This is a genomic window from Aeromonas sp. S5(2024) (genome assembly GCF_041403025.1).
In the GTDB taxonomy this organism is placed as follows: Bacteria; Pseudomonadota; Gammaproteobacteria; order Enterobacterales; family Aeromonadaceae; genus Aeromonas; species Aeromonas hydrophila.
In genome coordinates, this window is sequence record NZ_JBGLRI010000001.1 from 692,093 (window position 1) to 712,549 (window position 20,457).

Sequence of the window (20,457 nt, forward strand, 5' to 3'; positions counted from 1 at the left end):
ATCCTCTGGTCATTGGGCAGTGAGTGGCTGATGTCATGGGGTGCTCCTAGCCCCGGGTGAGCGGGGTCAGCCCCTGCGCACGGGCACACTCATGGGCAAAGGCGAGCAGTGCCGGGTCATCGAGCGGTTGCGGTGGCGCCTGATAGGGTTGGTCGAGCAGGGCGTACTTGCCCGCGCCCAGGGTGTGGTAGGGGAGAAAATGGATCTCCTGTACGGTGCCGAGGCTGGCGGCGGCCCGGGTGATGGCCTCGATGGAGGCGCGGTCGGCATTGAAACCGGGGATGAGCGGCACCCGGATCTGCATGGCCACGCCGCGCTCGGCCAGACGCTTGAGATTGGCCAGGGGCAGGGCGACCTTGCCGCGGGTCCAGTCGAAGAAGCGATCCTCATCCACATGCTTGAGATCCGCCAGCAGCAGGTCGAGGTGGGGGAGGCTCGGTTCAATCTGGTGCCAGGGTACGTGCAGGCAGCTTTCCACCGCGGTATGCAGCCCCTCGGCCTGGCAGCGGGCCAGCAGGTCGGCGGCAAATTCGGGCTGCATGAAGGGCTCGCCGCCGGAGAGGGTCACTCCGCCGCCGCTGCGCTCAAAGAAGGGGCGATCCCGCAGGATGGTGGCCATCAGGGTGTCCAGGCTCTCCTCCCGGCCGCACACCTGCAGCGCTTCGCTGGGGCAGAGGCCGCGCAGCCGTTCCACATCCTGATTGCCGAGGGTTGAGCGGACGAGCTGGACACCCTGGCTGTCACGCAAGATTGCCGGGCAGGCGTCGCTGCAGAGCCGGCATCCCTCGATGCATTGGCGCCGGTCGAGTAGTATGTCCGGCTTGGGAGAGCGGCTTTCCGGGTTTTGACACCAGCGACAGGCCAGCGAGCACCCCTTGAGAAACACCAGGGTGCGAATGCCGGGGCCATCGTGAGTTGAATAGCGTTGCAGGTCGAAAATCATACCGCCTCCTTTTGTTTTTGCATTCTATTTTCTTTCGTTCGAAAGTTGATTTGATCTTGATCAAACAATGTGCGGATGTTATCTCGCTAGAATGGCGACAGATTGAACATCCCATTAAGGAGTCAGAGATGGAGCTTTATCTCGATACTGCCGATGTGGCTGCGGTGCGCCGCTGGTCACGGATCCTGCCGCTGGCCGGCGTTACCACCAATCCGTCCATTACCGCGGCAGGCGGCATGCCGCTGACCGAGTTGCTGCCTGCCCTGCGGGAGGTGCTGGGTCCCAAGGCACGGCTGTTTGCCCAGGTGATGGCCAAAACCGAAACCGAGATGGTGCGCGAGGCATTTTCCCTGCGTGAGCTGGACCGGGACCTGGTGATCAAGATCCCGGTATGTGAAGAGGGGCTGGCGGCCATCAAGATCCTGACGGCCAACGGGGTGCCGACCCTGGGCACGGCGGTCTATACCCCGCTGCAGGGCTGGCTGGCGGCGGTGGCGGGGGCCGAATACGTGGCGCCCTACGTCAACCGGCTGGATGCCCAGGGGGGCGATGGCATCGCCACCGTACAGGAGCTGCAACAGCTGCTGGCGCTGCATGCGCCGCACAGCAAGGTGCTGGCGGCATCGTTCCGCACTCCGCGCCAGGCGCTTGATTGCCTGCTGGCAGGTTGCCAGTCCATCACATTGCCGCTCGATGTGGCCGAACAGCTGCTGAGAGTACCGGCGGTGGACGCGGCGCTGGCGAAGTTTGACGAGGATTGGCAGCGGGCGTTTGCCTGAGGCTGCTTGAAGGCAGGATGAAGGGGCGGCAGGCGGGCTAAGCTAGAAGAGAGGGCCCGCAGTGACGGGCCATTATCGATGGCTGATCGGAGGTGCCCCATGAGCGACCATACCCTGCTGCCCCATGGTGAAGATCTGCGCCGCGCCGTGCGTTGGCTCAGCGAGCACCATCAACACGACATCCGGGCCATCGAAGAGGCCTGCATCCGCTTCGATTTGTCGCCGCTGGATGAGGAGTTTCTCATCCAGCACTGCGCCGAGCGGTTGCGGGAGGGAGATGCCGACTAGACGAAGTTGGCGAGGTTGATGCCGAACTCCTTGGGATCGACCGTGCTCTCGATGGTTTCCTGCACCCCGTTCTTGGCCAGATCCAGCCACTGCACCTCGAGATAGTGGCGCTGGGCCCCGTGATAGATCACCTTCACCACCGGTTTGAGCGGCTCATGGGGATTACGCTGCATGACGATGGCCAGCCGCTGGTTGGAGAGCTGCACCAGCGTCCCCACCGGATAGACCCCCATGCACTTGATGAACTTGGTGACCAGTTCGGCATCGAAGTGGTGGTTGATCCCCTTGAGCAGAATGCGAAAGGCCTGGGTCGGCTGCATGCCCTGCTTGTAGACCCGATCCGCGGTGACGGCGTCATAGACATCGACGATGCCGCTCATGCGGGTATAGAGCGAGAGCTGCTCGCCTTTGAGCCGCTGCGGGTAACCGGTGCCGTCGAGCCGTTCGTGATGGTTGGCGGCCACCTCCAGCATGGTGGCGGTGATGCCGGGGGTGTTGCTCAGGATCTCGTAGCTGTGCACCACGTGCTGGCGCATGACGGCGAACTCCTCGTCGGTGAGCTTGCCCGGCTTGTTGAGCACCTCGTCCGGGGTCATGATCTTGCCCACGTCGTGCAGCAGGCCGCCCAGGGTCAGCTCCTTGAGCACACTGCGATCTAGGTCCAGATAGCGGCCGAAGTTCGCCAGCAGGATGGCGACGTTCATCGAGTGCTCCATCAGGTAGGCATCCTTGGCGCGAATGCGGGCCAGGCAGAGCATGGCGTCACCGTGGGTGAACATGGTGTCCACCATCTCCTCGGCGACCGCCGCCAGCGGCGTGATGTCGATGGGCTCTCCCGCCTTGAGATGACGGATGAACTTGCCCTGCAGCTCGCGGGCCTCCTGATAAAGCCGGCGGATCTTGAGCTCGCGCCCCTCGCCGTTGCCACTGCCGGAGGAACGCTGGGTGCTGGCCGGGGAGATGGCCGGATCGGGGGAGATGACCTGCTCGATGCCGGGCAGCTTGCTGCGGGCGAGATCAACCCGCACCGTGAGCACGCCACGCTTGACCAGATCGTTGATCTGCTGGCGGGTGGTCACCAGCCCCATCTGGGCAATCTCCATACCGCCGGTCTGGCTGATGATGGCGATCACGTACATGCCGGGTTGCAGCTGGTTGACGGGAATAACGGGATGAGGTGTTTGCGACTTCATACGGCTTCCTGAACTTTATTATTATGCGTAACGTTAGGCCCTCTGTTGGCAGTCTAACACCGGCGCCCCGGTTCGTCATGGCGACATGCGTGGCGGCCGGGGCGCTTAGTGCTGGAGTTGTCGGCCCCGGCCGATATAATGACGCCCCTTTCTTGATGGACTCTGAGGTTGTGCATGCGGCTCGATAAATTTCTTTGCGATTGTTCCGACTTGACCCGCTCGCTGGCGGGCAAACTGATCCGGCAGGGAGAGGTGATGGTGGACGGTATCGTGGTCAAGCAGCCCGCCTTCCACATCAACGAGCAGAGCCAGGTGGAATTTGACGGTGTTACCCTGACCCTAGATCAGCGCAACCGCTACTTCATGCTGCATAAGCCGGAAGGGTATGTCTGCTCCAACGAAGACCCGGATCACCCCACCGTGTTCTTCCTGATGGATGAGCCGGCCATGGGCAAGCTGCACGTGGTGGGGCGGCTCGATCTCGACACTACCGGTCTGGTGCTGGTGACCGATGACGGCCAGTGGTCTCATCGCATCACCTCACCCCGTCATGAGTGCGCCAAGACCTACCACGTCTGGCTCGCCGATCCGGTCAGCCCGGATGCCATCGCGCTGTTTGCCGAAGGGGTGTTGCTGCGCAGCGAGACCGAGAAGACCCGGCCTGCCCAGCTGGAGATCCTGGGAGAGTGCGAGGCACGTCTGACCATCCACGAGGGCAAGTACCATCAGGTGAAACGGATGTTTGCCGCCATCGGCAACAAGGTGGTGGGACTGCACCGGGAGCGGGTGGGTGATCTGACGCTGGATGAAGAGCTGGCACTGGGCGAATATCGCGAGCTGACCGCCGACGAGATCGCCCGGTTCTGACCCTTCTGGAGTCAGTGTCCGCTGGCTCCCAGTACCAGCGTGGTGCCCAGGGTCGCCAGCAGGGCACCGGCCCAGGCCGCTAGGGAAGGGCGCTGACCCGAGTGCCACCACAGCAGTGGCAACAGGATGACCGGGGTGGTGGAGGAGAGGATCGCCACCATGCCGACGTCTCCCTGGCGCAAGGCGACCAGGATCAGCGTCATGCCCATGGCCATCGCCAGAAAGCCGTTGATGCCGATCATCCCCAATACCTGGCGGTTGATGGGGTTGTGCGGCAATGACAGCGGTACTCTCAGCGCCCGCAGGGTGCAGTGGGCCAGCAGGGCGCTGCCCATGCGGATGCCGGAGGCGCTGATCGCATCCACGGTGCCACTCATCATCACTGGTTTGGCGATGATGGCACCCAGGCTCTGGCAGAAGGCGGCGGTCAGGCCCAGACCGATGCCGATGACGAGATGGCCGCGCACCTGTTCCCATTCACTCTGCTGAGCATTGCCACGGCGACCGAACAGGATGGCCAGCATGACACCGGCAAACACCAGCATGGCCCCCACCAGTCGCCAGCCGCCGAGCTGTTCGCCAAACAGCCAGAGGCCGAGCAGGGCAGAGAAGAGGGCATGGCAGGAGAACAGCAGGCCGCTGCGTCTTGGCCCCAGCCGGTTCATGCAGGCAAACAGAGCGGTGTCGCCAACGAAGATGCCGATCAAGCCCGACAGTGCCAGCAGGGGCAGGGCGCTCTGGGTCAGGGTCTGCCAGCCACCGGTGGCCAGACTGGCCGACCCCAGCATCAGGCTGACCAGCAACATGCGCCAGCGGCTGTAGGCAAATGCCCCCAGGTGGCGCGCCGGTTTGACGGAGATGAGGGCTGCTACCGCCCATAAACTGGCTGCTGCCAGTGCCAGCCACTCGTACCCCATAAAAACTCCTGAAAATGTAGCCAGATGCAGAACGCAGGCGACAACCGCTCGCACCTCATAAAAAACTACGGAAAAAAATAGCCCGAGAGACTCCATCTCTTGGGCAAGCCCGATACAATACGGGGCGTCTTCGGGGATAACAAGCGCGGCATCATGCATTCGTATTCAGGCGCGCCGCCGGCCTTCCCCCTTCTTGAAATAAGTGTTTTGAACGAGGTTTATGTCATGGTTTTGTGCCCCGCTTCCCGGCCAGCCCGTCGCTGGCTCTCTCCCATGCTGCTGGGTCTGCTGCTGGCGCCGCCGCTGCAGGCGACCACGGTATCCCAGGAGCCCGCGCTGTCTGATCGCCAGACCCTGGTCAAGGGCAATGGCGCCGAACCCGAGTCCCTCGATCCGGCCCAGATCCGCTCCGGTTTCCCCGGTGAAGTGGTGCTGGTGGACTTGTTCGAGGGACTGGTGAGCGAAGATGGGCAGGGGCGGATCGTGCCGGCCCAGGCCCAGCGCTGGGAGACCAGCGAGGACGGGCTGGTCTGGCGTTTCTTCCTGCGTCCCCAGCTCAAGTGGTCCAATGGTGATGTGCTCACCGCCGCCGATTTCGTCTATGCCTGGCGTCGTCTGCTGGATCCGGCCCAGGCCTCGCCCTCAGCCGGCCTGCTGCTGGCGACCGGCATCAACAATGCCCAGTCCATCTATGCCGGTGCGCTCGATCTCAACACCCTGGGGGTGGAGGCGGAAAGTGACCAGATCCTCAAAGTGACGCTGGAGCGGCCGGTGCCCTACTTCCTGCAGCTGATAAGCCAGCGCCCCTTCGTGCCGGTCAACCAGAAAGCGGTCAGCCAGTTTGGCAAGCAGTGGACCCAGCCCGGCAGGCTGGTGAGCAATGGTGCCTACAAGCTGGTGAACTGGGTGCCCAATGAGCGTATCGAAGCCGAGCGCAACGTCCAGTACTGGGATGATGCCCACACCCGGATCCAGCGGGTGACCTACCTGCCGCTCGCCTCCCAGCATGCCGAGCGGCTGCGCTACGAGGCGGGGGAGATCCAGCTCACCAACAAGGTAGCGCTGGAGTATTACCAGAAGACCAAGGAGGCGACTCCCGAGCGGATCTGGGGGCTGCCGCTGCTGGGCACCTACCTCTACACCTTCAACCTGCGTCGCCCCGAGCTGCAGGATGTGCGGGTACGCCAGGCGCTGGCCATGACCATCGATCGGCACCTGTTGACCGAGAAGGTCAGCGGGCAGGGGGAGCAGGCCGCCTGGTCGCTGCTGCCCGGCATGCCGGGCTACGAGGCGCTGAGCTCCTCCCTGGCCCTGCAGGATCAACCGACCCGGTTGGCCAAGGCGGCGGCGCTGCTGGCCCAGGCCGGCTATGACAGTCAGCATCCTCTCAAGCTGACGCTCACCTACAACACCTCGGAGAATCACAAGAAGCTGGCGCTGGCGGTCGCGTCCATGTGGAAGCCGCTGGGGGTTGAAGTGACGCTCAACAACATGGAGTGGAATGCCTATCAGGTGGCCAAAGACAGCGGCGATTTCATGCTGGCCCGCTCCTTCCTGTTCGGGGATTATGTGGAGCCCTCCGCCATGCTCAACAGCTTCCGCTGCCAGGATCCCCAGAACGAGAGCGGTTACTGCAACCCGACCTTCGACGGCTTGCTGCAGCAGGCGGCTGATACCCTGGATGGCAATGCGCGGACCGGGCTCTACCACCAGGCCGAGCAGCTGCTGATGGACGAGATGCCAGCCATTCCCGTCTATCACTACAACCAGATGCGGCTGGTGGATCCCACCCTGCGCGGCCTGCCGGTGCAGAACCTCAAGGGAGCGATCGCCACCAAGGATCTCTACTTCAGCCAGCAGTAAGGAGCTTGCCATGAAAATTGCCATTCTGTCCGACCTGCACGGCAGCCTGAGTGCGCTGGAGCGGGTGCTGGACCAGCTTGCCCCCTGGCAGCCGGATCACTACCTGCTGCTCGGCGATCTGCTCAACCATGGCCCACGCAACCCGGTGCCGCCGGGCTATGCCCCTGCGGCCGTGGCCGAGCGACTCAATACGCTGGCTTCCCGCATCATGGCGGTAAGGGGCAACTGTGATTCGGAAGTGGATCAGATGCTGCTGGATTTCCCCATCACAGCCCCTTACAACCAGATGCTGGTGGATGGTCGGCGCTGGTTCGTCAGCCATGGCCATCTCTATCGGCCAGCAGAGGTACCGCTGCCTGCCGGCAGCCTGTTCATCAGCGGTCACACCCATTTGCCCGTGCTGCAACGCGAAGGGGAGCTGGTGCTGATGAACCCGGGATCCATCTGTTTTCCGCGCGGCAACCTGGCGGCAAGTTATGGCCGCTACGAGGATGGGGTGCTCGGTATTCACGCCTGTGCGGACAGCGAAGAGCTGTTGCGGCTGGAACTGTAAAAAAGAGGAGGTTGGGATGGTCGTGCTGCGGAGCAGCCAATCGTCGTAACGGAGAGATCAGGCCTTGATGCCGATGGAGCGGGTACCGGAGCGGGTATTGCCCTTGGCGTCATAGGTCAGGGAGTTGCGATCCCGCAACTTGCTCAGGTAGCTGGCCAGCCGGCGGTTGGAGACAATGCTGAGCTCGAGCAGGCGCCCGTTCAGATCGTTCTGTTCCTGGCAGGCATCGAGTTTCTCACGCAGGGTGCGCATCTGCTCGGGGTAGGCGTTCAGTTGCTGTTTCAGGTCTGGCAGCAGCGCCATGGCCTTGTCCAGTTCTTCAATATCGGCAAGCAGCTTCTGCTTGCGCTCTGCCAGCTCGGGCAGCGCCAGCGCCTGGTGCTGCTTGAGCAGGTTGAACTCCTCCTCCAGCAAGCCTTGCATCTGGGAGAGGTAGTCGTCTTGAGTGTGCAGCAGCGAAGGTAAATCCATTATCCCAGCAACTTGTCGAGGTTGGATTCGAAGCTGAACATCTTCTTGGCCACAGCTTCGCTGTTGACCTGATATTCACCATTGGCCACGGCTTTCTTCAGGCTCTCGACCCGGCTTTCATTGCCAGTGGAAGCTGAGTTGAGGTTCTTCTGCATCTGTTGCAATTGCTGCGCCTCGCTGGTCAAGGAGACGGAGTCGGTCTTGACGGTCGCCGCACGGTTATCGGGGGACGAGGTCGCTGGTTTGGTATTGGCACCCTGGCTGCTCCCGGTATTTTGCAACCGGTTGTTCGCCAAGTTGTTGATATTGTTAATAGCCATAGTGTTTACCTTCGTCTGCTTTGCTGTTCGCTTACCTGTTTATCGGTGGTCATCGCCATAACTTTAGAAAAAAAGTGATCTGAAAAATACTCAGAAGGTGACCACCACGGAGCCAACAGCGTTGACTTTACCCTGCACCGTTTTGCCTGAGCGGATATTGACGAGCCTGATCATGTCTCCGAAGCTGCCATCTTGCAAGGCTCGGGCCATGGTTTTGATTTGCATGCTGCTATTTTCTGCGCTGAGGGTCACCTGATCGCCCTTGCAGACCACGCAGACCTGACTGAGCCGGATAGGCTGGCCTGGCTTGAGTTCGCGTTTGCTGCGCACGCCAATGAGCTCTGTGGTATCGCTGAGATAGTCGCCGCGGATCAGGGTCTGATCCTGATAGGCCTGCGTCAGCACGCCTTCGCTGAGGATATCGCCCTTGGCCACCGGGGTGGAGACGGTCACATAAGGCTTCTGTATGCTGACCCGCACCGGCAGGTAGAGATCCCAGGGCTTCTCTTCCTCGCATTTGAGGTAGACGGTGGTATTGCGGCGGATCTCCATCTTGGCGGGCAGCGTGATGGCAAGATGTTCGTCGCAGCGACTCAAAGGCAGGCGTTCATCGATGGAGGCTGCCTGCACCTGTACCTGGGCATCGAGCGGGACATCGAGCTGGCCGAGCACAAAATCCTGCGCCTTTTCTTGCAAGTAACTGGTCACCTCGGATGCCGTGGCGTGAGAAATGCCGCAAAACAGCAGTAAGGTGAGGAAAAGTCTACTAATCATTTTCGCTCGCTGGCCGATAAGTTGTTCACGTATATCACCATATTTAACTATGCTTGCTTCAGAATTCGTTCGCAGTGACATCGATAGTCTGACGCAAGCCAACACGCATGCATGATTAATGCCAAGCGTTTTTAGGGAGTGTTTATGGCCAGTATCCTGGACTCGGTCAACCAACGTACCCAGCTAGTTGGGCAAAACCGGCTGGAGTTATTGTTGTTTCGTCTCAACGGACGTCAAAGATTTGGCATCAACGTATTCAAGGTACGTGAAGTGTTGCAGTGTCCTCCCTTGACTGTCATGCCAAAGCTGAACTCCTGCATTCGCGGGGTGGCCCATATCCGCGGCCAGACCATCTCGGTGATCGACCTCAGCATGGCGATGGGCAAGCGTCCGATCGAAGATCTGACCAAGTGCTTCATCATCATCTCCGAATACAACCGCTCCATTCAGGGCTTCCTGGTGCACTCGGTCGAGCGCATCATCAACATGAACTGGGAATCCATCCTGCCGCCGCCGAAAGGGGCCGGGCGCATCAACTACATGACGGCAGTGACCGAGGTCGACGGTGAGTTGGTCGAGATCCTGGACGTGGAACGCATTCTCAACGAAATTTCGCCGGTATCGACCGAGGTCAGCAAAGAGCTGGTGGAAGCCAGCGTGGAGCATCCGACCCTGGGACGTCCGGTGCTGGTGGCTGATGACTCTTCCGTGGCTCGCAAGCAGGTACAGCGTGCTCTCGAAGCCATCGGCGTGCAGTGCGTGCTGGCCAAGGATGGGCGTGAAGCGCTCAACATGTTGCTGGAAATGTCCAAAAACGGTCCCATCAAGGATCAGATCGCCTTGGTGATTTCGGACATCGAGATGCCGGAAATGGATGGTTATACTTTTACCGCCGAGATCCGCAACAATCCCAATCTCAAGGACTTACATGTTATTCTGCACACATCCCTCAGTGGGGTGTTCAATCAGGCCATGGTGCAGAAAGTTGGTGCGAACAATTTCATTGCCAAATTCCAGCCGGATGAATTGGCCAAGGCCGTACAAGGCGCACTCTAATCAAGAAGAACAAACTGCATGAAGACACTTTCGGACGACTTATACAAACAATTCAGCAATTTTCTGGCGGTACAGAGCGGAATCGTGCTGGGTGACAACAAACAGTATCTGGTCAAGAGTCGGCTTTCACCCTTGATGACTCAGTTTGGTATTGAGAGTCTGTCTGATCTGGTTACTCGAGCGATGAGTGTGCGTGAGCGTGACCTGAAAATGGCAGTGGTTGATGCCATGACTACCAACGAAACCTTGTGGTTTCGCGATACTTACCCCTTCCAGCTGCTGACGGACAAGATATTTCCCGAGCTCGGCAAGAGTGGCCGACCGATCAAGATCTGGTCTGCTGCCTCCTCTTCTGGGCAGGAGCCCTACTCCATTGCCATGACGGCATTGGAACAGCAGGTCAAGAAACCGGGCACCTTGCCAGGCGGGGTACAAATCGTCGGGACTGATATTTCCAGCACCATGCTCAATCAGTGCAAGGAAGGGGTGTACGACAGTCTGGCGCTGGCTCGCGGTCTGTCGCCTGAGCGCAAGAAGCTGTTCTTCGAACCTTATGGTGACAACAAGATGCGGGTGGTGGAGCGTGTCAGAAAATTGACCACCTTCCGGCCATTGAACCTGCTGGAAAGCTACAGCCTGCTTGGAAAGTTCGACATCATCTTTTGTCGCAACGTGCTCATCTATTTTGCACCGGAAGTGAAGTCCAAGATCCTCAACCAGTTTGCTGCCAGCCTCAATCCCGGCGGCTATCTGATGCTGGGGGCTTCCGAGTCGCTGGCCGGGTTGACCGACAGGTTCGAGATGATCCGGTGCAACCCCGGCATCGTCTACAAGGTTAAATGATCCCCGCTTAAATCCCTCTTTGGCACACCTCTTGCTAATAATTTCTCAAGCAGGAGGTGTGCTATGGCAATTTCATTCGACAAGGCATTTGGTATTCATCAATACACGCTGAGCGTTCGCTCCAAGCGTGCAGAGGTGTTGTCCAGCAACATTGCCAACGCGGACACGCCGGGCTTCAAGGCTCGGGATATCAACTTCTCGCAAGCATTGGAAGAGGCCCAGCAACAACAGGGCTTTGGCCTTGCCACGACCAGTGAGAAGCATTTCGCCCTGCAGATGGATGCCCCAGGCGTTACGCAATATCGCAATCCCCTGCAGCCCGATACCGGTGATGGCAACACGGTCGACGTGCAGCAGGAGCGCAGCGAGTTTTTGCGCAACAGCCTTGAATACCAGACCTCCCTTGAATTTATGAACAGCAAGATCAGCGGCCTGCTGAAGGCCTTGAAAGGAGAACAGTGATGAGTTTGTTCAAGGTCTTTGACATTGCAGGCTCGGCCATGAGTGCACAGTCTGTTCGCCTCAATACGGTAGCCAGCAACATGGCCAACGCCGACAGCGTCAGCTCCAGCGTGGAAAAAACTTACCATGCCAGGCGGCCAATTTTTGCCGCCCAGCTGGATCAGGCCATGTCGGACAAGCAGGCGTCGGCCGGGGTTGAAGTAAAGGGGATTGTCGAGAGCGAGGCACCTTTGCTCAAGGAGTACAACCCCAACCACCCCATGGCGGATAAAGACGGCTTCATCTTCAAACCCAACGTCAACATGGTGGAAGAGATGGCGGACATGATCAACGCCTCGCGCAGCTATCAAACCAATGTGCAGGTTGCAGACTCTGCCAAGAAGATGCTGCAGCAGACGCTCAACCTCGGCAAGTCCTGACAGGGGGACGCATAGATGGCAGATACAACCAGTGGCGTGAACGGCATCGGCCGCACGACCACCCAGACCACGGGCACGACGTCGACGCCCAAGAAGGAGCTGGATCAGGAGTCGTTCCTGAAGCTGCTGACCATGCAGCTCTCCTATCAGGATCCGTTCAAGCCGGTGGACAACGCCCAGATGCTTTCCCAGATGACCTCCATGTCGACGTCACAGGGGATCAGCAGCCTCTCCAACCAGATTGGCAGCCTCAATAGCCTGATGACTTCCAGCCAGGCGCTGCAAGCCTCGGCGCTGGTGGGGCAAAACGTCTTGCTGCAGAGCAATGTGGGTTACCTGGAAAAAGACGGCTCTTTGCCAGGCGTGGTCGCCGTGGGCACAGAAAACAAGTATTCGAACGTCAAGATCACCATCGAAGACGAGAGCGGGCAGGTCATCAAGGAGTTTCCGCTGGAAGGTGACCAGAAGGGCAACGTCGAAATCGTATGGGATGGCAAGGACAAGGACGGCAACCCGGCCAAAGAGGGCAAATACACCCTCAAGGCAAACGGTACCGTGGACGGGAAGTCGGAGAGTGTCCCGATCTTTGCCTATGGCAAGGTCGACAGCGTGATCCTGGGTACGGCAAGCAATCCGACTCAGCTCAATTTGAAAGGCCTCGGTACAACAAGCCTGAACAGTATCTTGCAGATTGCAGGTACGGTGAAAACACCATCAACCCCCACGCCAACAGCATCGATCTAAGGAGCTGGATATGTCATTTAACAATGCCTTGAGCGGTGTCAACGCGGCACAAAAAGATCTGAACGTTACCGCCAACAACATTGCCAACGTCAATACCACGGGCTTTAAAGAGTCTCGTGCCGAGTTTGCGGATGTATATGCCAACTCCATCTTCGTCAATGCCAAGACCCAGGTCGGCAACGGTGTGGCAACGGGGGCGGTGGCACAGCAGTTTCACCAGGGGGCGCTGCAGTTCACCAACAACGCCCTTGATTTGTCCATTCAGGGCAACGGCTTCTTCGTGACATCGGACGGTCTGACCAACCTGGATCGTACCTTTACCCGGGCCGGCGCCTTCAAGCTGAATGAAAACAGCTACATGGTCAACAATCAGGGCAACTATCTGCAAGGTTATGAAATCAACACGGATGGGACGCCCAAGGCGGTCAGCATCAACGCCACCAAACCGATTCAAATACCGGATCGGGCGGGTGAGCCCAAAATGACCGAGCTGGTGGAAGCCAGTTTCAACCTGAGTATCGAGTCGAAAACCAAACCAACGTCACCGGCTTCGTTTGATCCAACCAACTCGGCCACCTTTGCCCACTCAACCTCGGTGACAATTTATGATTCGCTTGGTGCTCCCCATGTGATCACCAAATATTTTGTCCGCCATGAGGATCCGGCTGCCCCGGGAACGCCGCTGACACCGGGTACCTGGAGCATGTACATGTATGAAGGGAACAAACCCATCGATATCGCTGGTGGTTCACCCAGCCCAGCCGCAGGCATCCCCACTGGCGTGAAGATGACGTTTACCTCCGCCGGTAAATTGGATCCCACGCTGACTGTTCCATTGGATCCGATCAAAACTGTCGCCCTTGGCACGACGGCCGGGATCATCAACAACGGTGCCGATCCCACTCAGACATTGGAGATCCGTCTCGGTGATGTGACGCAATACAGCTCACCTTTCAACGTCACCAAACTGACCCAGGATGGTGCCACCGTTGGTAATCTGACCAAGGTCGAGATTACGCCGGATGGTATTGTGTCGGCGACCTACAGCAATGCGACAACGTTGAAGGTTGCCATGGTGGCACTTGCCAAATTCTCCAACTCGCAAGGACTGACCCAGGTCGGCGATACCTCCTGGCGCCAGTCTCTGCTGTCTGGCGATGCGCTGCCCGGCACCCCCAACTCGGGCACCTTGGGTAGCATCAAGTCCTCTGCGCTGGAGCAATCCAACGTGGATTTGACCTCCCAATTGGTCAACCTCATCACAGCGCAGCGCAACTTCCAGGCCAACTCCCGTTCGCTGGAAGTGAACAGCTCCCTGCAGCAGACCATACTGCAGATCCGCTAATCATCCTTTTGTTAACAAAGGGCGCTTCGGCGCCCTTTTTCATGGGTATTTGCCGCCTTGGCGACCCGAGGTAATGGGGATTGGCATTCAAATTGCAGTTCCTCTGTCAGAGTCATCAGTTTGACGGAGGATCCCATGGATCACCTGCTATACATCGCCATGTCGGGCGCCAAGGAGAGCATGAACAGCCTGGCTGTTCGAAGCAACAACCTGGCCAACGCGAATACCACCGGCTTCAAGTCCGACTTCGAGCAGGCGCGCAGCATGCAGGCGTTTGGCGAGGGGCTGCCCACCCGGGTGTTCGCCATGGCGGAGCGGCCTGGCCAGAACCTGCAGCATGGCATGCTGATGACCACGGGTCGGGATCTTGACGTTGCCGTCGACGGCCAGGGCTGGATTGCGGTGCAGGATCCCAAGGGCGGCGAAGCCTATACCCGCATGGGCAATCTGCAACTGAGCGCGACCGGCAACCTGCAAACCTCCACCGGGTTGAACGTGGTGGACGACGGCGGTCAGCCCATCGTGCTGCCGCTGCCGATGGAGAAAATTGAAATCAACCGGGACGGCACCATCAGTGGCCGTCCGGAAGGGGCGGCCGCCAACCTGCCGGAGAATTTCCAGCGCATCAAGCTGGTCAATCCGGCGGTAGATGCGGTGGAGAAGGGGCAGGACGGCCTGTTCCGTCGCAAGGATGGCCAGAATGAAGCGGCATCGGCCACTGTCGGCCTGATTGCCGGCTCCCTCGAGGGGAGCAACGTCAACGTGGTCGATGAAATGACCAACCTTATTCGGTTGCAACGTCAGTTTGAAACCCAGGTCAAAATAATGAAGACCGCGGAAGAGAATGACGAGGCTCAAACCCAGCTGCTGCGTATCAGCTAACCAAGGAGTTTTACATGAACCCTGCACTCTGGATCAGCAAGACCGGCTTGGATGCACAGCAGACCAACATCTCGGTTACCTCGAACAACCTGGCGAACGCCAGCACCGTGGGTTACAAAAAATCCCGGGCCATCTTCGAGGATCTGCTCTATCAAAACATCAACCAGCCCGGTGGCCGTTCATCGGCCGACACCGAGCGCCCTTCCGGCCTGATGCTGGGGGCGGGTGCCAAGGTGGTGGCCACCCAGAAGAACCACAGCCAGGGCAACGTGCAAACCACGGACAACTCGCTGGATCTGATGATAAGCGGCCGCGGCTACTTCGAGATCCAGCTGCCCGATGGCAGCGCGGCCTATACCCGCAACGGCCAGTTCACCCTCAACAGTGAAGGGACCATCGTCACGCCGGGCAACGGTTATCCGCTGCAGCCGGAGATCCAGATCCCGGAGAACGCTCAGAGCGTGACGATTGGCGAGGATGGTCAGGTGTCGGTGCAGCTCAAAGGGGATGGCGCCTCCCAGGTGGTGGGCCAAATCAACACCACCGACTTCGTCAACGCCTCGGGCCTGCAACCCATGGGCGAGAACATGTTTGTCGAGACCCAGTCCAGCGGTGCGCCGGTGCAGGGTGTCGCCGGGACGGACGGACTGGGGGTGATCAAGCAGGGCATGCTGGAGACCTCCAACGTCAACGTGACCGAAGAGCTGGTGAACCTGATCCAGGCCCAGCGGGTGTACGAGATGAACTCCAAGGTTCTCTCGGCGGTGGATGGCATGATGTCCTTCCTGATCCAGCGCACATAAGTAGGAGGCGCATGATGAAAGCCATATGGATGCTGGGACTGCTGGCGTTGGGGGGCTGCAGCAGCACGCCCAATACCGCTAAGCCCGATGATCCCGAGTTTGCCCCCGTCTACGGGGAGTCGGAGCCGGTCTCGGTCAGGCCGACCGGTGCCATCTTCCAGCCCGATCAGGTCAACGGCATCTATTCGGACATCAAGGCGCACAAGGTGGGCGACATCATCACCATCGAGCTGGCCGAGTCCACTTCCGCCTCCAAGAAGGCCAATACCCAGAGCGGCAAGGACAACAAGCTGACGATGAACACTGCAATGCTGGGCGGTGTGCCGGTGACGGCCGGCCCCTATGATCTGTCGGCCTCCCTCAGTCAGAACGGTGCCTTCAAGGGGCAGGCCAAGGCGGATCAGAGCAACAGCCTGCAGGGCAACATCTCCGTCAGCGTGGCCAAGGTTCTGCCCAACGGCAACCTGCTGGTGCGCGGCGAGAAGTGGATCATGCTCAACAACGGCAACGAATATATCCGGATCACCGGCATGATCCGCCCAGAGGATGTGACCACTGACAACAGCGTTTCATCCCAAAAGGTGGCCAATGCGCGCATCCATTACGGTGGCACCGGCGATCTGGCCAATACCCAGGAACAGGGGTGGCTCACCAGCTTTTTCAATGGTCCCTGGTGGCCGCTCTAGGAGGTGTTATGAAGTCGCTCCGTCTTGTTGCCCTGTTCTGCTGCCTGTTGCCCCTGGGGATGGCCCATGCCTCCCGGATCAAGGACATCAGCTCGGTGGAAGGGGTTCGTAGCAACCAGCTGATCGGCTACGGTCTGGTGGTCGGTCTGCCGGGCACGGGTGAGAAGAGCAACGCCTTCACCGAGCAGACCTTTCGCACCATGCTGAACAATTTCGGCATCAAGGTGCCGGACAACATCAAGCCCAAGATCAAGGACGTGGCGCCGGTGGCCATTCATGCGGATCTGCCGCCGTTTGCCAAGCCGGGCCAGACCATAGACGTGACGGTGTCGGCCATCGGCGAGGCCAAGAGCCTGCGCGGCGGCACCCTGCTGCAAAGCTTCCTCAAGGGGCTGGATGGCCGGGTCTATGCGGTGGCGCAGGGCAGTCTGGTGGTTGGCGGGCTGGGGGCCGAGGGGGCCGACGGCTCCAAGGTGGTGATCAATACCCCGACCGTGGGTCGTATCGCCAACGGGGCGACCGTGGAGCGGGAAGTCCCGAACTCCTTCAGCCAGGGGGATACCATCACCTTCAACCTGAACCGCCCCGACTTCACCACGGCGCGCCGGTTGGCGGACGTGGTCAACGATCTGGTCGGCCCCAATACGGCGCAGGCGCTCGATGCCACCTCGGTCAAGGTCTACGCACCGCGGGACCCAGGCCAGCGGGTCTCCTACCTCGCCACCATCGAGAATCTGGAGGTGGATCCGGCCAGCGAGGCGGCCAAGATCATCGTCAACTCCCGGACTGGCACCATCGTCATCGGCAGCCAGGTGCGGCTCAAGCCGGCGGCCATCAGTCACGGCGGCTTGACGGTCACCATCGCGGAAAATCAGCAGGTGTCCCAGCCCAATCCGCTCTCCGGCGGGCAGACGGCGGTCACCAATAACTCCACCATCAACGTGCAGCAGGAGCAGGGACGCATGTTCAAGCTGGATACCGGGGCCACTCTGGATGATCTGGTGCGGGCAGTGAATCAGGTCGGGGTGGCCCCTGGCGATCTGATGGCGATCCTGGAGGCGCTGCAACAGGCCGGCGCCATCGAAGGCCAGCTGGTCATACTGTAATAAAGCGGCAAGGGGTTGCCACGGGCGGCAATGAGGTAAGTAAAATGGCAGAGTTAGATACCAACAGCGGCGTGAATCTGGGCATGGTGCAGGATATCCAGAACCTGGATCGCCTGCGCCAGCTGAGCCAGAGCAAGGAGGGCAAGGCGGATGCGCTCATGGCGGCGTCTCGCCAGTTTGAGTCCATTTTTACCCAGACCCTGTTTCAAAGCATGCGCCAGGCCAACCAGGTATTGACCCAGGATAGCCCCTTCAACAGCAGCTACACCCAGTTCTACGAGGGGATGCTGGACGAACAGCGGGTCGCCGACATGTCGAGCAAGGGGGGCATCGGGCTGGCTGCCATGGTGGCCAAGCAGCTCTCGCCAGAGACCTTTACCCACCACGATGGGCGGGTGCTCAAGATGCCGCAGCGTACGGAGCGGGTCTATAAACCCTATCAACCGCCCACCTCGGCCGCCAACGATCTCATCTCAGCCTCAAAAGTTGGCAAAGATTTTGCTGACAAGGAGATGAGTGGCGATGTACAGCCTTTGGCAACGGCTCACCGCAGTCGCCGCACCATACCGCCGATGGGGCCTGCGCAAGTGGGACACGGCATTCGCGGCGCCAAGGCGCTCGATGAAACGACACAGGTGTTTGACACCCCTGAAGAGTTTGTCAACCGGCTGATGCCGCTGGCCAAGAAGGCGGCCGACAAGCTGGGATTGAGCCCGGCAGTGCTGGTAGCCCAGGCGGCGCTGGAAAGCGGCTGGGGCAAGCGAGTGATCAAGAACGGGGAGGGGCAGGTGACCCACAACCTGTTCGGTATCAAGGCCGATCCGCGCTGGGAAGGGCCCAAGGCGGTGGTCAGCACCCTGGAATACGAGAAAGGAGTGGCATCGCGCCAGAAGGCGGCGTTTCGCTCCTACGAGTCGTTCGAGGAGAGCTTCAACGACTATGTGGATTTCCTGACCTCGGGTTCCCGCTACAAGGGAGCCCTGGCCAAGGTGGACAGTCCGGACCGTTATTTCGAAGCCTTGCAACAGGCTGGATACGCCACCGACCCGCACTACGCCAGGAAACTGAAACAGGTATTGCGCAGTGATGCCATTGCCGGCTACTCCGCGACCAACAATACAGAAATGGAGCTGTAAGTCATGGCAAGCGATCTGCTTGGAATTGGTACCTCGGGTGTGATGGCCCAGCAGCGACTGCTGCAGACCACCAGTAACAACATCGTCAACGTCAATAGCCAAGGCTATGTGCGTGAACGGACCCTGATCTATACCAATGCCAACGGACTCGGTACCGGCGACATGCTGACCGAGCGGGTCATCAACGCCTATGCCCAGGGAGAGGTCAGGCGCGACACGTCCGCCTTCTATGCCTCCTCCACTCGTTATCAGCAGCTCGCCAACACCGACAGCCTGCTGGGTGACACCAGCAACAGCGTCGGCGCCGCCATCAGCTCCTATTTCGAGGGCTTCCATACCGCCAACGAAGCCCCCGCCGATATATCCGGCCGCAAGACCACCCTGAGCCAGCTCAGTGGCATGGTAAACCGCTTTCACACCCTGTCGGCCCAGCTGGACAAGCAGACCGACACCATCAACACCACCATCGGCGATGAGGCCAAGCGGGTGAACAGCCTGATCAACAGCATCAACGATCTGAATCAGGCCATCATTCGCACCCAGGGCACACCGGAAGAGAACCTGATGCTGTTCGACCAGCGCGACGAGGCCATCCGTCAGCTCTCCGAGAAGATGGAGATCCGCACCGTACCGCAGGACAACGGCAGCATGCTGGTCAACATGAGCACCGGCCACTCCCTGGTGCTCAATGGCAGCGTTGCCCAGCTCAGCGTGGTGCCGGGCAACCCCGATGCCCGTGAGCCCGAGTTGCAGCTGAACATGGACCCCAACAAGATCACCCTGAACAACAAGGACATTGGTGGCGGTCTCGGCGGTCTCTTCTCCGCCCGCAACGATCTGGAGCCGTCCAAGCGCGAGCTGGGCCAATTGGCCTCCGCCATGGCCGATGCCATGAACCAGCAGAACCGGTTGGGGATGGATCTGGACAACGAACTGGGGGGGGATCTCTTCTCCCTCGGCTCGAGCGATGGCCTGGCCTACAGTCAGAACACCGGCAGCGGCGCTGCCAAGGTGAGCTTCGTGCCCGGCAAGGGCACGGAAGTGACCACCTTTGATTACGAAGTGCAGTTCAGCAGCGCCACCGGTTACGAGGTGTTCTCGGTGGACAAGGATGGCAACCGCACCTCGCTGACCACCGGTACCACGCCGCCCGCCACTGTGCAGGTAGCGGGTCACGGTATCCAGATCGATCTCTCCGGCACCCCGGCGGCGGGGGATAAGATCCTGCTGCAACCGACCAAGCGGGCGGCAGCCGGCCTGGGCCAGCTGGCAACCCGGGCCGAAGATCTGGCGCTGGCATCGCCGCTCAAGGCTGACAAAGGCAAGAACAACTTCGGTGCGGGCGAGATCAAGCTCAACGGCATCACCAATACCGGTGCTGGCTCCGGCTTTGGTACCAACAGTCTGAATCCGGCCTCACCCCAGGTGGTGAAGATAGACGGCAGCGGCAACTACCAGGTCTATGCGGCGGACGGTACCACGTTGATTGGGGTAGCCCCCGCTTCCAGCAAGGGGCAGAACCTGATGGCCGCCCTCGAGAGTCCGCTGGGTGGGCCCAAGGTCTACGCCACCCCGGCCCAGACTCCGGGTTACGAGTTCAGCATCACCGGCAAGGTGGAGGCCAAGGACAGCTTTACCCTCAGCTACAACACCGACGGCTTTGCCGACAACGCCAACGGGCTGGCACTGGCCGAGCTGCAGAACAAGGATCTGGTGCGCAAGAGCAGCAACGCCGGCACCAGCAACGACAAGATGACCTTCAACGAGGCTTACTCCAGCCTGGTGACCGGGGTGGGCAACACCGCCAGCCAGGCCAAGAGCCAGCTCAAGGCAGACGAAACGAAATTGACCCAGAGCAGGGGGATTTTCGAGAGTGTCTCCGGCGTCAGCCTGGAAGAGGAAGCGGCCAACTTGATCCGTTATCAGCAGTCCTATGCCGCCTCCGCCCAGATCGTCAGCACCGCCAAGACCATTTTCGATACCCTGTTGTCATCAGTGAGGTAAGCA

The 20,457-nt window shown here is 59.9% G+C and carries 23 protein-coding genes; 17 read left to right on the forward strand and 6 right to left on the reverse strand.

All coding sequences use genetic code 11. The features are described 5' to 3' along the window. Window positions 1-46: 46 nt before the first annotated feature. Complete coding sequence (locus tag ACB032_RS03125; protein WP_371137329.1) at window positions 47-943, reverse strand: glycyl-radical enzyme activating protein; 897 nt, start codon at window positions 941-943, stop codon at window positions 47-49. Between the two features lie 128 nt (window positions 944-1,071). On the opposite strand from ACB032_RS03125, the gene fsa reads away from it, so the two are divergent. Both fsa and ACB032_RS03135 read left to right on the forward strand, forming a co-directional pair. After that, window positions 1,072-1,722 (forward strand): fructose-6-phosphate aldolase, encoded by a 651-nt coding sequence (gene fsa / locus ACB032_RS03130; protein ID WP_371137330.1) that lies wholly within the window; start codon window positions 1,072-1,074, stop codon window positions 1,720-1,722. Window positions 1,723-1,821: 99 nt separating this feature from the next. Beyond that, window positions 1,822-2,010, forward strand: coding sequence for a hypothetical protein (locus ACB032_RS03135; RefSeq protein WP_024942451.1), 189 nt, complete (start codon window positions 1,822-1,824; stop codon window positions 2,008-2,010). Here the strand turns inward: ACB032_RS03135 and ACB032_RS03140 are convergent. After that, window positions 2,007-3,203, reverse strand: coding sequence for an HD-GYP domain-containing protein (locus ACB032_RS03140; protein WP_270831530.1), 1,197 nt, complete (start codon window positions 3,201-3,203; stop codon window positions 2,007-2,009). The two genes, ACB032_RS03135 and ACB032_RS03140, sit on opposite strands and share 4 nt — an antisense overlap. Before the next feature lie 174 nt (window positions 3,204-3,377). Here ACB032_RS03140 and rsuA point away from each other — a divergent pair, with 174 nt between their 5' ends. Further along, window positions 3,378-4,070 carry a 16S rRNA pseudouridine(516) synthase RsuA gene (gene rsuA / locus ACB032_RS03145; protein WP_371137331.1) on the forward strand — a complete coding sequence of 231 codons (693 nt, stop codon included), beginning with the start codon at window positions 3,378-3,380 and terminating at the stop codon, window positions 4,068-4,070. Between the two features lie 11 nt (window positions 4,071-4,081). Here rsuA and ACB032_RS03150 read toward each other — a convergent pair whose 3' ends face one another. Then, complete coding sequence (locus ACB032_RS03150) at window positions 4,082-4,987, reverse strand: DMT family transporter (RefSeq protein WP_029299790.1); 906 nt, start codon at window positions 4,985-4,987, stop codon at window positions 4,082-4,084. A gap of 273 nt (window positions 4,988-5,260) precedes the next feature. Here ACB032_RS03150 and ACB032_RS03155 point away from each other — a divergent pair, with 273 nt between their 5' ends. Then, window positions 5,261-6,850, forward strand: coding sequence for a peptide ABC transporter substrate-binding protein (locus tag ACB032_RS03155; protein ID WP_371137390.1), 1,590 nt, complete (start codon window positions 5,261-5,263; stop codon window positions 6,848-6,850). 10 nt (window positions 6,851-6,860) lie between these two features. After that, entirely contained in the window at window positions 6,861-7,403 is a 543-nt protein-coding gene (gene yfcE / locus ACB032_RS03160; protein WP_017410412.1) for a phosphodiesterase, read from the forward strand. 57 nt (window positions 7,404-7,460) lie between these two features. Here yfcE and ACB032_RS03165 read toward each other — a convergent pair whose 3' ends face one another. The 3 genes from ACB032_RS03165 to flgA all read right to left on the reverse strand — a co-directional run bounded on the left by ACB032_RS03165 (window position 7,461) and on the right by flgA (window position 8,890). After that, window positions 7,461-7,874: a flagella synthesis protein FlgN gene (locus ACB032_RS03165; protein WP_011706649.1), complete on the reverse strand. Its 414-nt coding sequence runs from the start codon at window positions 7,872-7,874 to the stop codon at window positions 7,461-7,463. Next, window positions 7,874-8,194 carry a flagellar biosynthesis anti-sigma factor FlgM gene (gene flgM, locus ACB032_RS03170; RefSeq protein ID WP_011706648.1) on the reverse strand — a complete coding sequence of 107 codons (321 nt, stop codon included), beginning with the start codon at window positions 8,192-8,194 and terminating at the stop codon, window positions 7,874-7,876. Before flgM ends, ACB032_RS03165 begins: the two co-directional genes overlap by 1 nt. A gap of 90 nt (window positions 8,195-8,284) precedes the next feature. Continuing rightward, on the reverse strand, window positions 8,285-8,890 hold the full coding sequence (gene flgA / locus ACB032_RS03175; RefSeq protein ID WP_265342761.1) for a flagellar basal body P-ring formation chaperone FlgA: 606 nt from the start codon (window positions 8,888-8,890) through the stop codon (window positions 8,285-8,287). A gap of 222 nt (window positions 8,891-9,112) precedes the next feature. On the opposite strand from flgA, the gene ACB032_RS03180 reads away from it, so the two are divergent. From ACB032_RS03180 to ACB032_RS03235, 12 genes are all read left to right on the forward strand, one after another. Beyond that, window positions 9,113-10,024, forward strand: a complete 912-nt coding sequence (locus tag ACB032_RS03180; protein ID WP_011706646.1) for a chemotaxis protein CheV — start codon at window positions 9,113-9,115, stop codon at window positions 10,022-10,024. 18 nt (window positions 10,025-10,042) lie between these two features. Then, on the forward strand, window positions 10,043-10,867 hold the full coding sequence (locus ACB032_RS03185; protein WP_011706645.1) for a protein-glutamate O-methyltransferase CheR: 825 nt from the start codon (window positions 10,043-10,045) through the stop codon (window positions 10,865-10,867). 63 nt (window positions 10,868-10,930) lie between these two features. After that, window positions 10,931-11,329 carry a flagellar basal body rod protein FlgB gene (flgB, locus tag ACB032_RS03190; protein ID WP_011706644.1) on the forward strand — a complete coding sequence of 133 codons (399 nt, stop codon included), beginning with the start codon at window positions 10,931-10,933 and terminating at the stop codon, window positions 11,327-11,329. Beyond that, window positions 11,329-11,748 (forward strand): flagellar basal body rod protein FlgC, encoded by a 420-nt coding sequence (flgC, locus tag ACB032_RS03195; RefSeq protein WP_011706643.1) that lies wholly within the window; start codon window positions 11,329-11,331, stop codon window positions 11,746-11,748. Before flgB ends, flgC begins: the two co-directional genes overlap by 1 nt. A 15-nt stretch (window positions 11,749-11,763) precedes the next feature. Continuing rightward, window positions 11,764-12,492 (forward strand): flagellar hook assembly protein FlgD, encoded by a 729-nt coding sequence (locus ACB032_RS03200; protein WP_011706642.1) that lies wholly within the window; start codon window positions 11,764-11,766, stop codon window positions 12,490-12,492. 10 nt (window positions 12,493-12,502) lie between these two features. Then, a complete protein-coding gene (gene flgE, locus ACB032_RS03205; RefSeq protein WP_073350886.1) occupies window positions 12,503-13,837 on the forward strand; it encodes a flagellar hook protein FlgE in 1,335 nt (444 codons plus the stop codon). A gap of 135 nt (window positions 13,838-13,972) precedes the next feature. After that, a complete protein-coding gene (flgF, locus tag ACB032_RS03210) occupies window positions 13,973-14,719 on the forward strand; it encodes a flagellar basal-body rod protein FlgF (RefSeq protein ID WP_011706640.1) in 747 nt (248 codons plus the stop codon). 14 nt (window positions 14,720-14,733) lie between these two features. Continuing rightward, window positions 14,734-15,522: a flagellar basal-body rod protein FlgG gene (gene flgG, locus ACB032_RS03215; protein WP_011706639.1), complete on the forward strand. Its 789-nt coding sequence runs from the start codon at window positions 14,734-14,736 to the stop codon at window positions 15,520-15,522. 14 nt (window positions 15,523-15,536) lie between these two features. Then, entirely contained in the window at window positions 15,537-16,208 is a 672-nt protein-coding gene (gene flgH / locus ACB032_RS03220; RefSeq protein WP_029303983.1) for a flagellar basal body L-ring protein FlgH, read from the forward strand. 8 nt (window positions 16,209-16,216) lie between these two features. Continuing rightward, window positions 16,217-17,314: a flagellar basal body P-ring protein FlgI gene (locus tag ACB032_RS03225; RefSeq protein ID WP_011706637.1), complete on the forward strand. Its 1,098-nt coding sequence runs from the start codon at window positions 16,217-16,219 to the stop codon at window positions 17,312-17,314. A 44-nt stretch (window positions 17,315-17,358) separates the two neighbouring features. Then, complete coding sequence (flgJ, locus tag ACB032_RS03230; RefSeq protein WP_371137332.1) at window positions 17,359-18,450, forward strand: flagellar assembly peptidoglycan hydrolase FlgJ; 1,092 nt, start codon at window positions 17,359-17,361, stop codon at window positions 18,448-18,450. Between the two features lie 3 nt (window positions 18,451-18,453). Continuing rightward, the gene (locus ACB032_RS03235) at window positions 18,454-20,454 is read left to right on the forward strand and encodes a flagellar basal body rod C-terminal domain-containing protein (RefSeq protein ID WP_371137333.1); all 2,001 of its coding nucleotides are present in this window, start codon (window positions 18,454-18,456) and stop codon (window positions 20,452-20,454) included. The last annotated feature ends 3 nt before the right edge of the window (window positions 20,455-20,457 follow it).

Coding starts and splice junctions, on each gene's coding strand:
- ACB032_RS03125 (WP_371137329.1), bottom strand. CDS start 943: ATGATTTTCGACCTGCAACGCTATTCAACTCACGATGGCCCCGGCATT.
- fsa (WP_371137330.1), top strand. CDS start 1,072: ATGGAGCTTTATCTCGATACTGCCGATGTGGCTGCGGTGCGCCGCTGG.
- ACB032_RS03135 (WP_024942451.1), top strand. CDS start 1,822: ATGAGCGACCATACCCTGCTGCCCCATGGTGAAGATCTGCGCCGCGCC.
- ACB032_RS03140 (WP_270831530.1), bottom strand. CDS start 3,203: ATGAAGTCGCAAACACCTCATCCCGTTATTCCCGTCAACCAGCTGCAA.
- rsuA (WP_371137331.1), top strand. CDS start 3,378: ATGCGGCTCGATAAATTTCTTTGCGATTGTTCCGACTTGACCCGCTCG.
- ACB032_RS03150 (WP_029299790.1), bottom strand. CDS start 4,987: ATGGGGTACGAGTGGCTGGCACTGGCAGCAGCCAGTTTATGGGCGGTA.
- ACB032_RS03155 (WP_371137390.1), top strand. CDS start 5,261: ATGCTGCTGGGTCTGCTGCTGGCGCCGCCGCTGCAGGCGACCACGGTA.
- yfcE (WP_017410412.1), top strand. CDS start 6,861: ATGAAAATTGCCATTCTGTCCGACCTGCACGGCAGCCTGAGTGCGCTG.
- ACB032_RS03165 (WP_011706649.1), bottom strand. CDS start 7,874: ATGGATTTACCTTCGCTGCTGCACACTCAAGACGACTACCTCTCCCAG.
- flgM (WP_011706648.1), bottom strand. CDS start 8,194: ATGGCTATTAACAATATCAACAACTTGGCGAACAACCGGTTGCAAAAT.
- ACB032_RS03180 (WP_011706646.1), top strand. CDS start 9,113: ATGGCCAGTATCCTGGACTCGGTCAACCAACGTACCCAGCTAGTTGGG.
- ACB032_RS03185 (WP_011706645.1), top strand. CDS start 10,043: ATGAAGACACTTTCGGACGACTTATACAAACAATTCAGCAATTTTCTG.
- flgB (WP_011706644.1), top strand. CDS start 10,931: ATGGCAATTTCATTCGACAAGGCATTTGGTATTCATCAATACACGCTG.
- flgC (WP_011706643.1), top strand. CDS start 11,329: ATGAGTTTGTTCAAGGTCTTTGACATTGCAGGCTCGGCCATGAGTGCA.
- ACB032_RS03200 (WP_011706642.1), top strand. CDS start 11,764: ATGGCAGATACAACCAGTGGCGTGAACGGCATCGGCCGCACGACCACC.
- flgE (WP_073350886.1), top strand. CDS start 12,503: ATGTCATTTAACAATGCCTTGAGCGGTGTCAACGCGGCACAAAAAGAT.
- flgF (WP_011706640.1), top strand. CDS start 13,973: ATGGATCACCTGCTATACATCGCCATGTCGGGCGCCAAGGAGAGCATG.
- flgG (WP_011706639.1), top strand. CDS start 14,734: ATGAACCCTGCACTCTGGATCAGCAAGACCGGCTTGGATGCACAGCAG.
- flgH (WP_029303983.1), top strand. CDS start 15,537: ATGAAAGCCATATGGATGCTGGGACTGCTGGCGTTGGGGGGCTGCAGC.
- ACB032_RS03225 (WP_011706637.1), top strand. CDS start 16,217: ATGAAGTCGCTCCGTCTTGTTGCCCTGTTCTGCTGCCTGTTGCCCCTG.
- flgJ (WP_371137332.1), top strand. CDS start 17,359: ATGGCAGAGTTAGATACCAACAGCGGCGTGAATCTGGGCATGGTGCAG.
- ACB032_RS03235 (WP_371137333.1), top strand. CDS start 18,454: ATGGCAAGCGATCTGCTTGGAATTGGTACCTCGGGTGTGATGGCCCAG.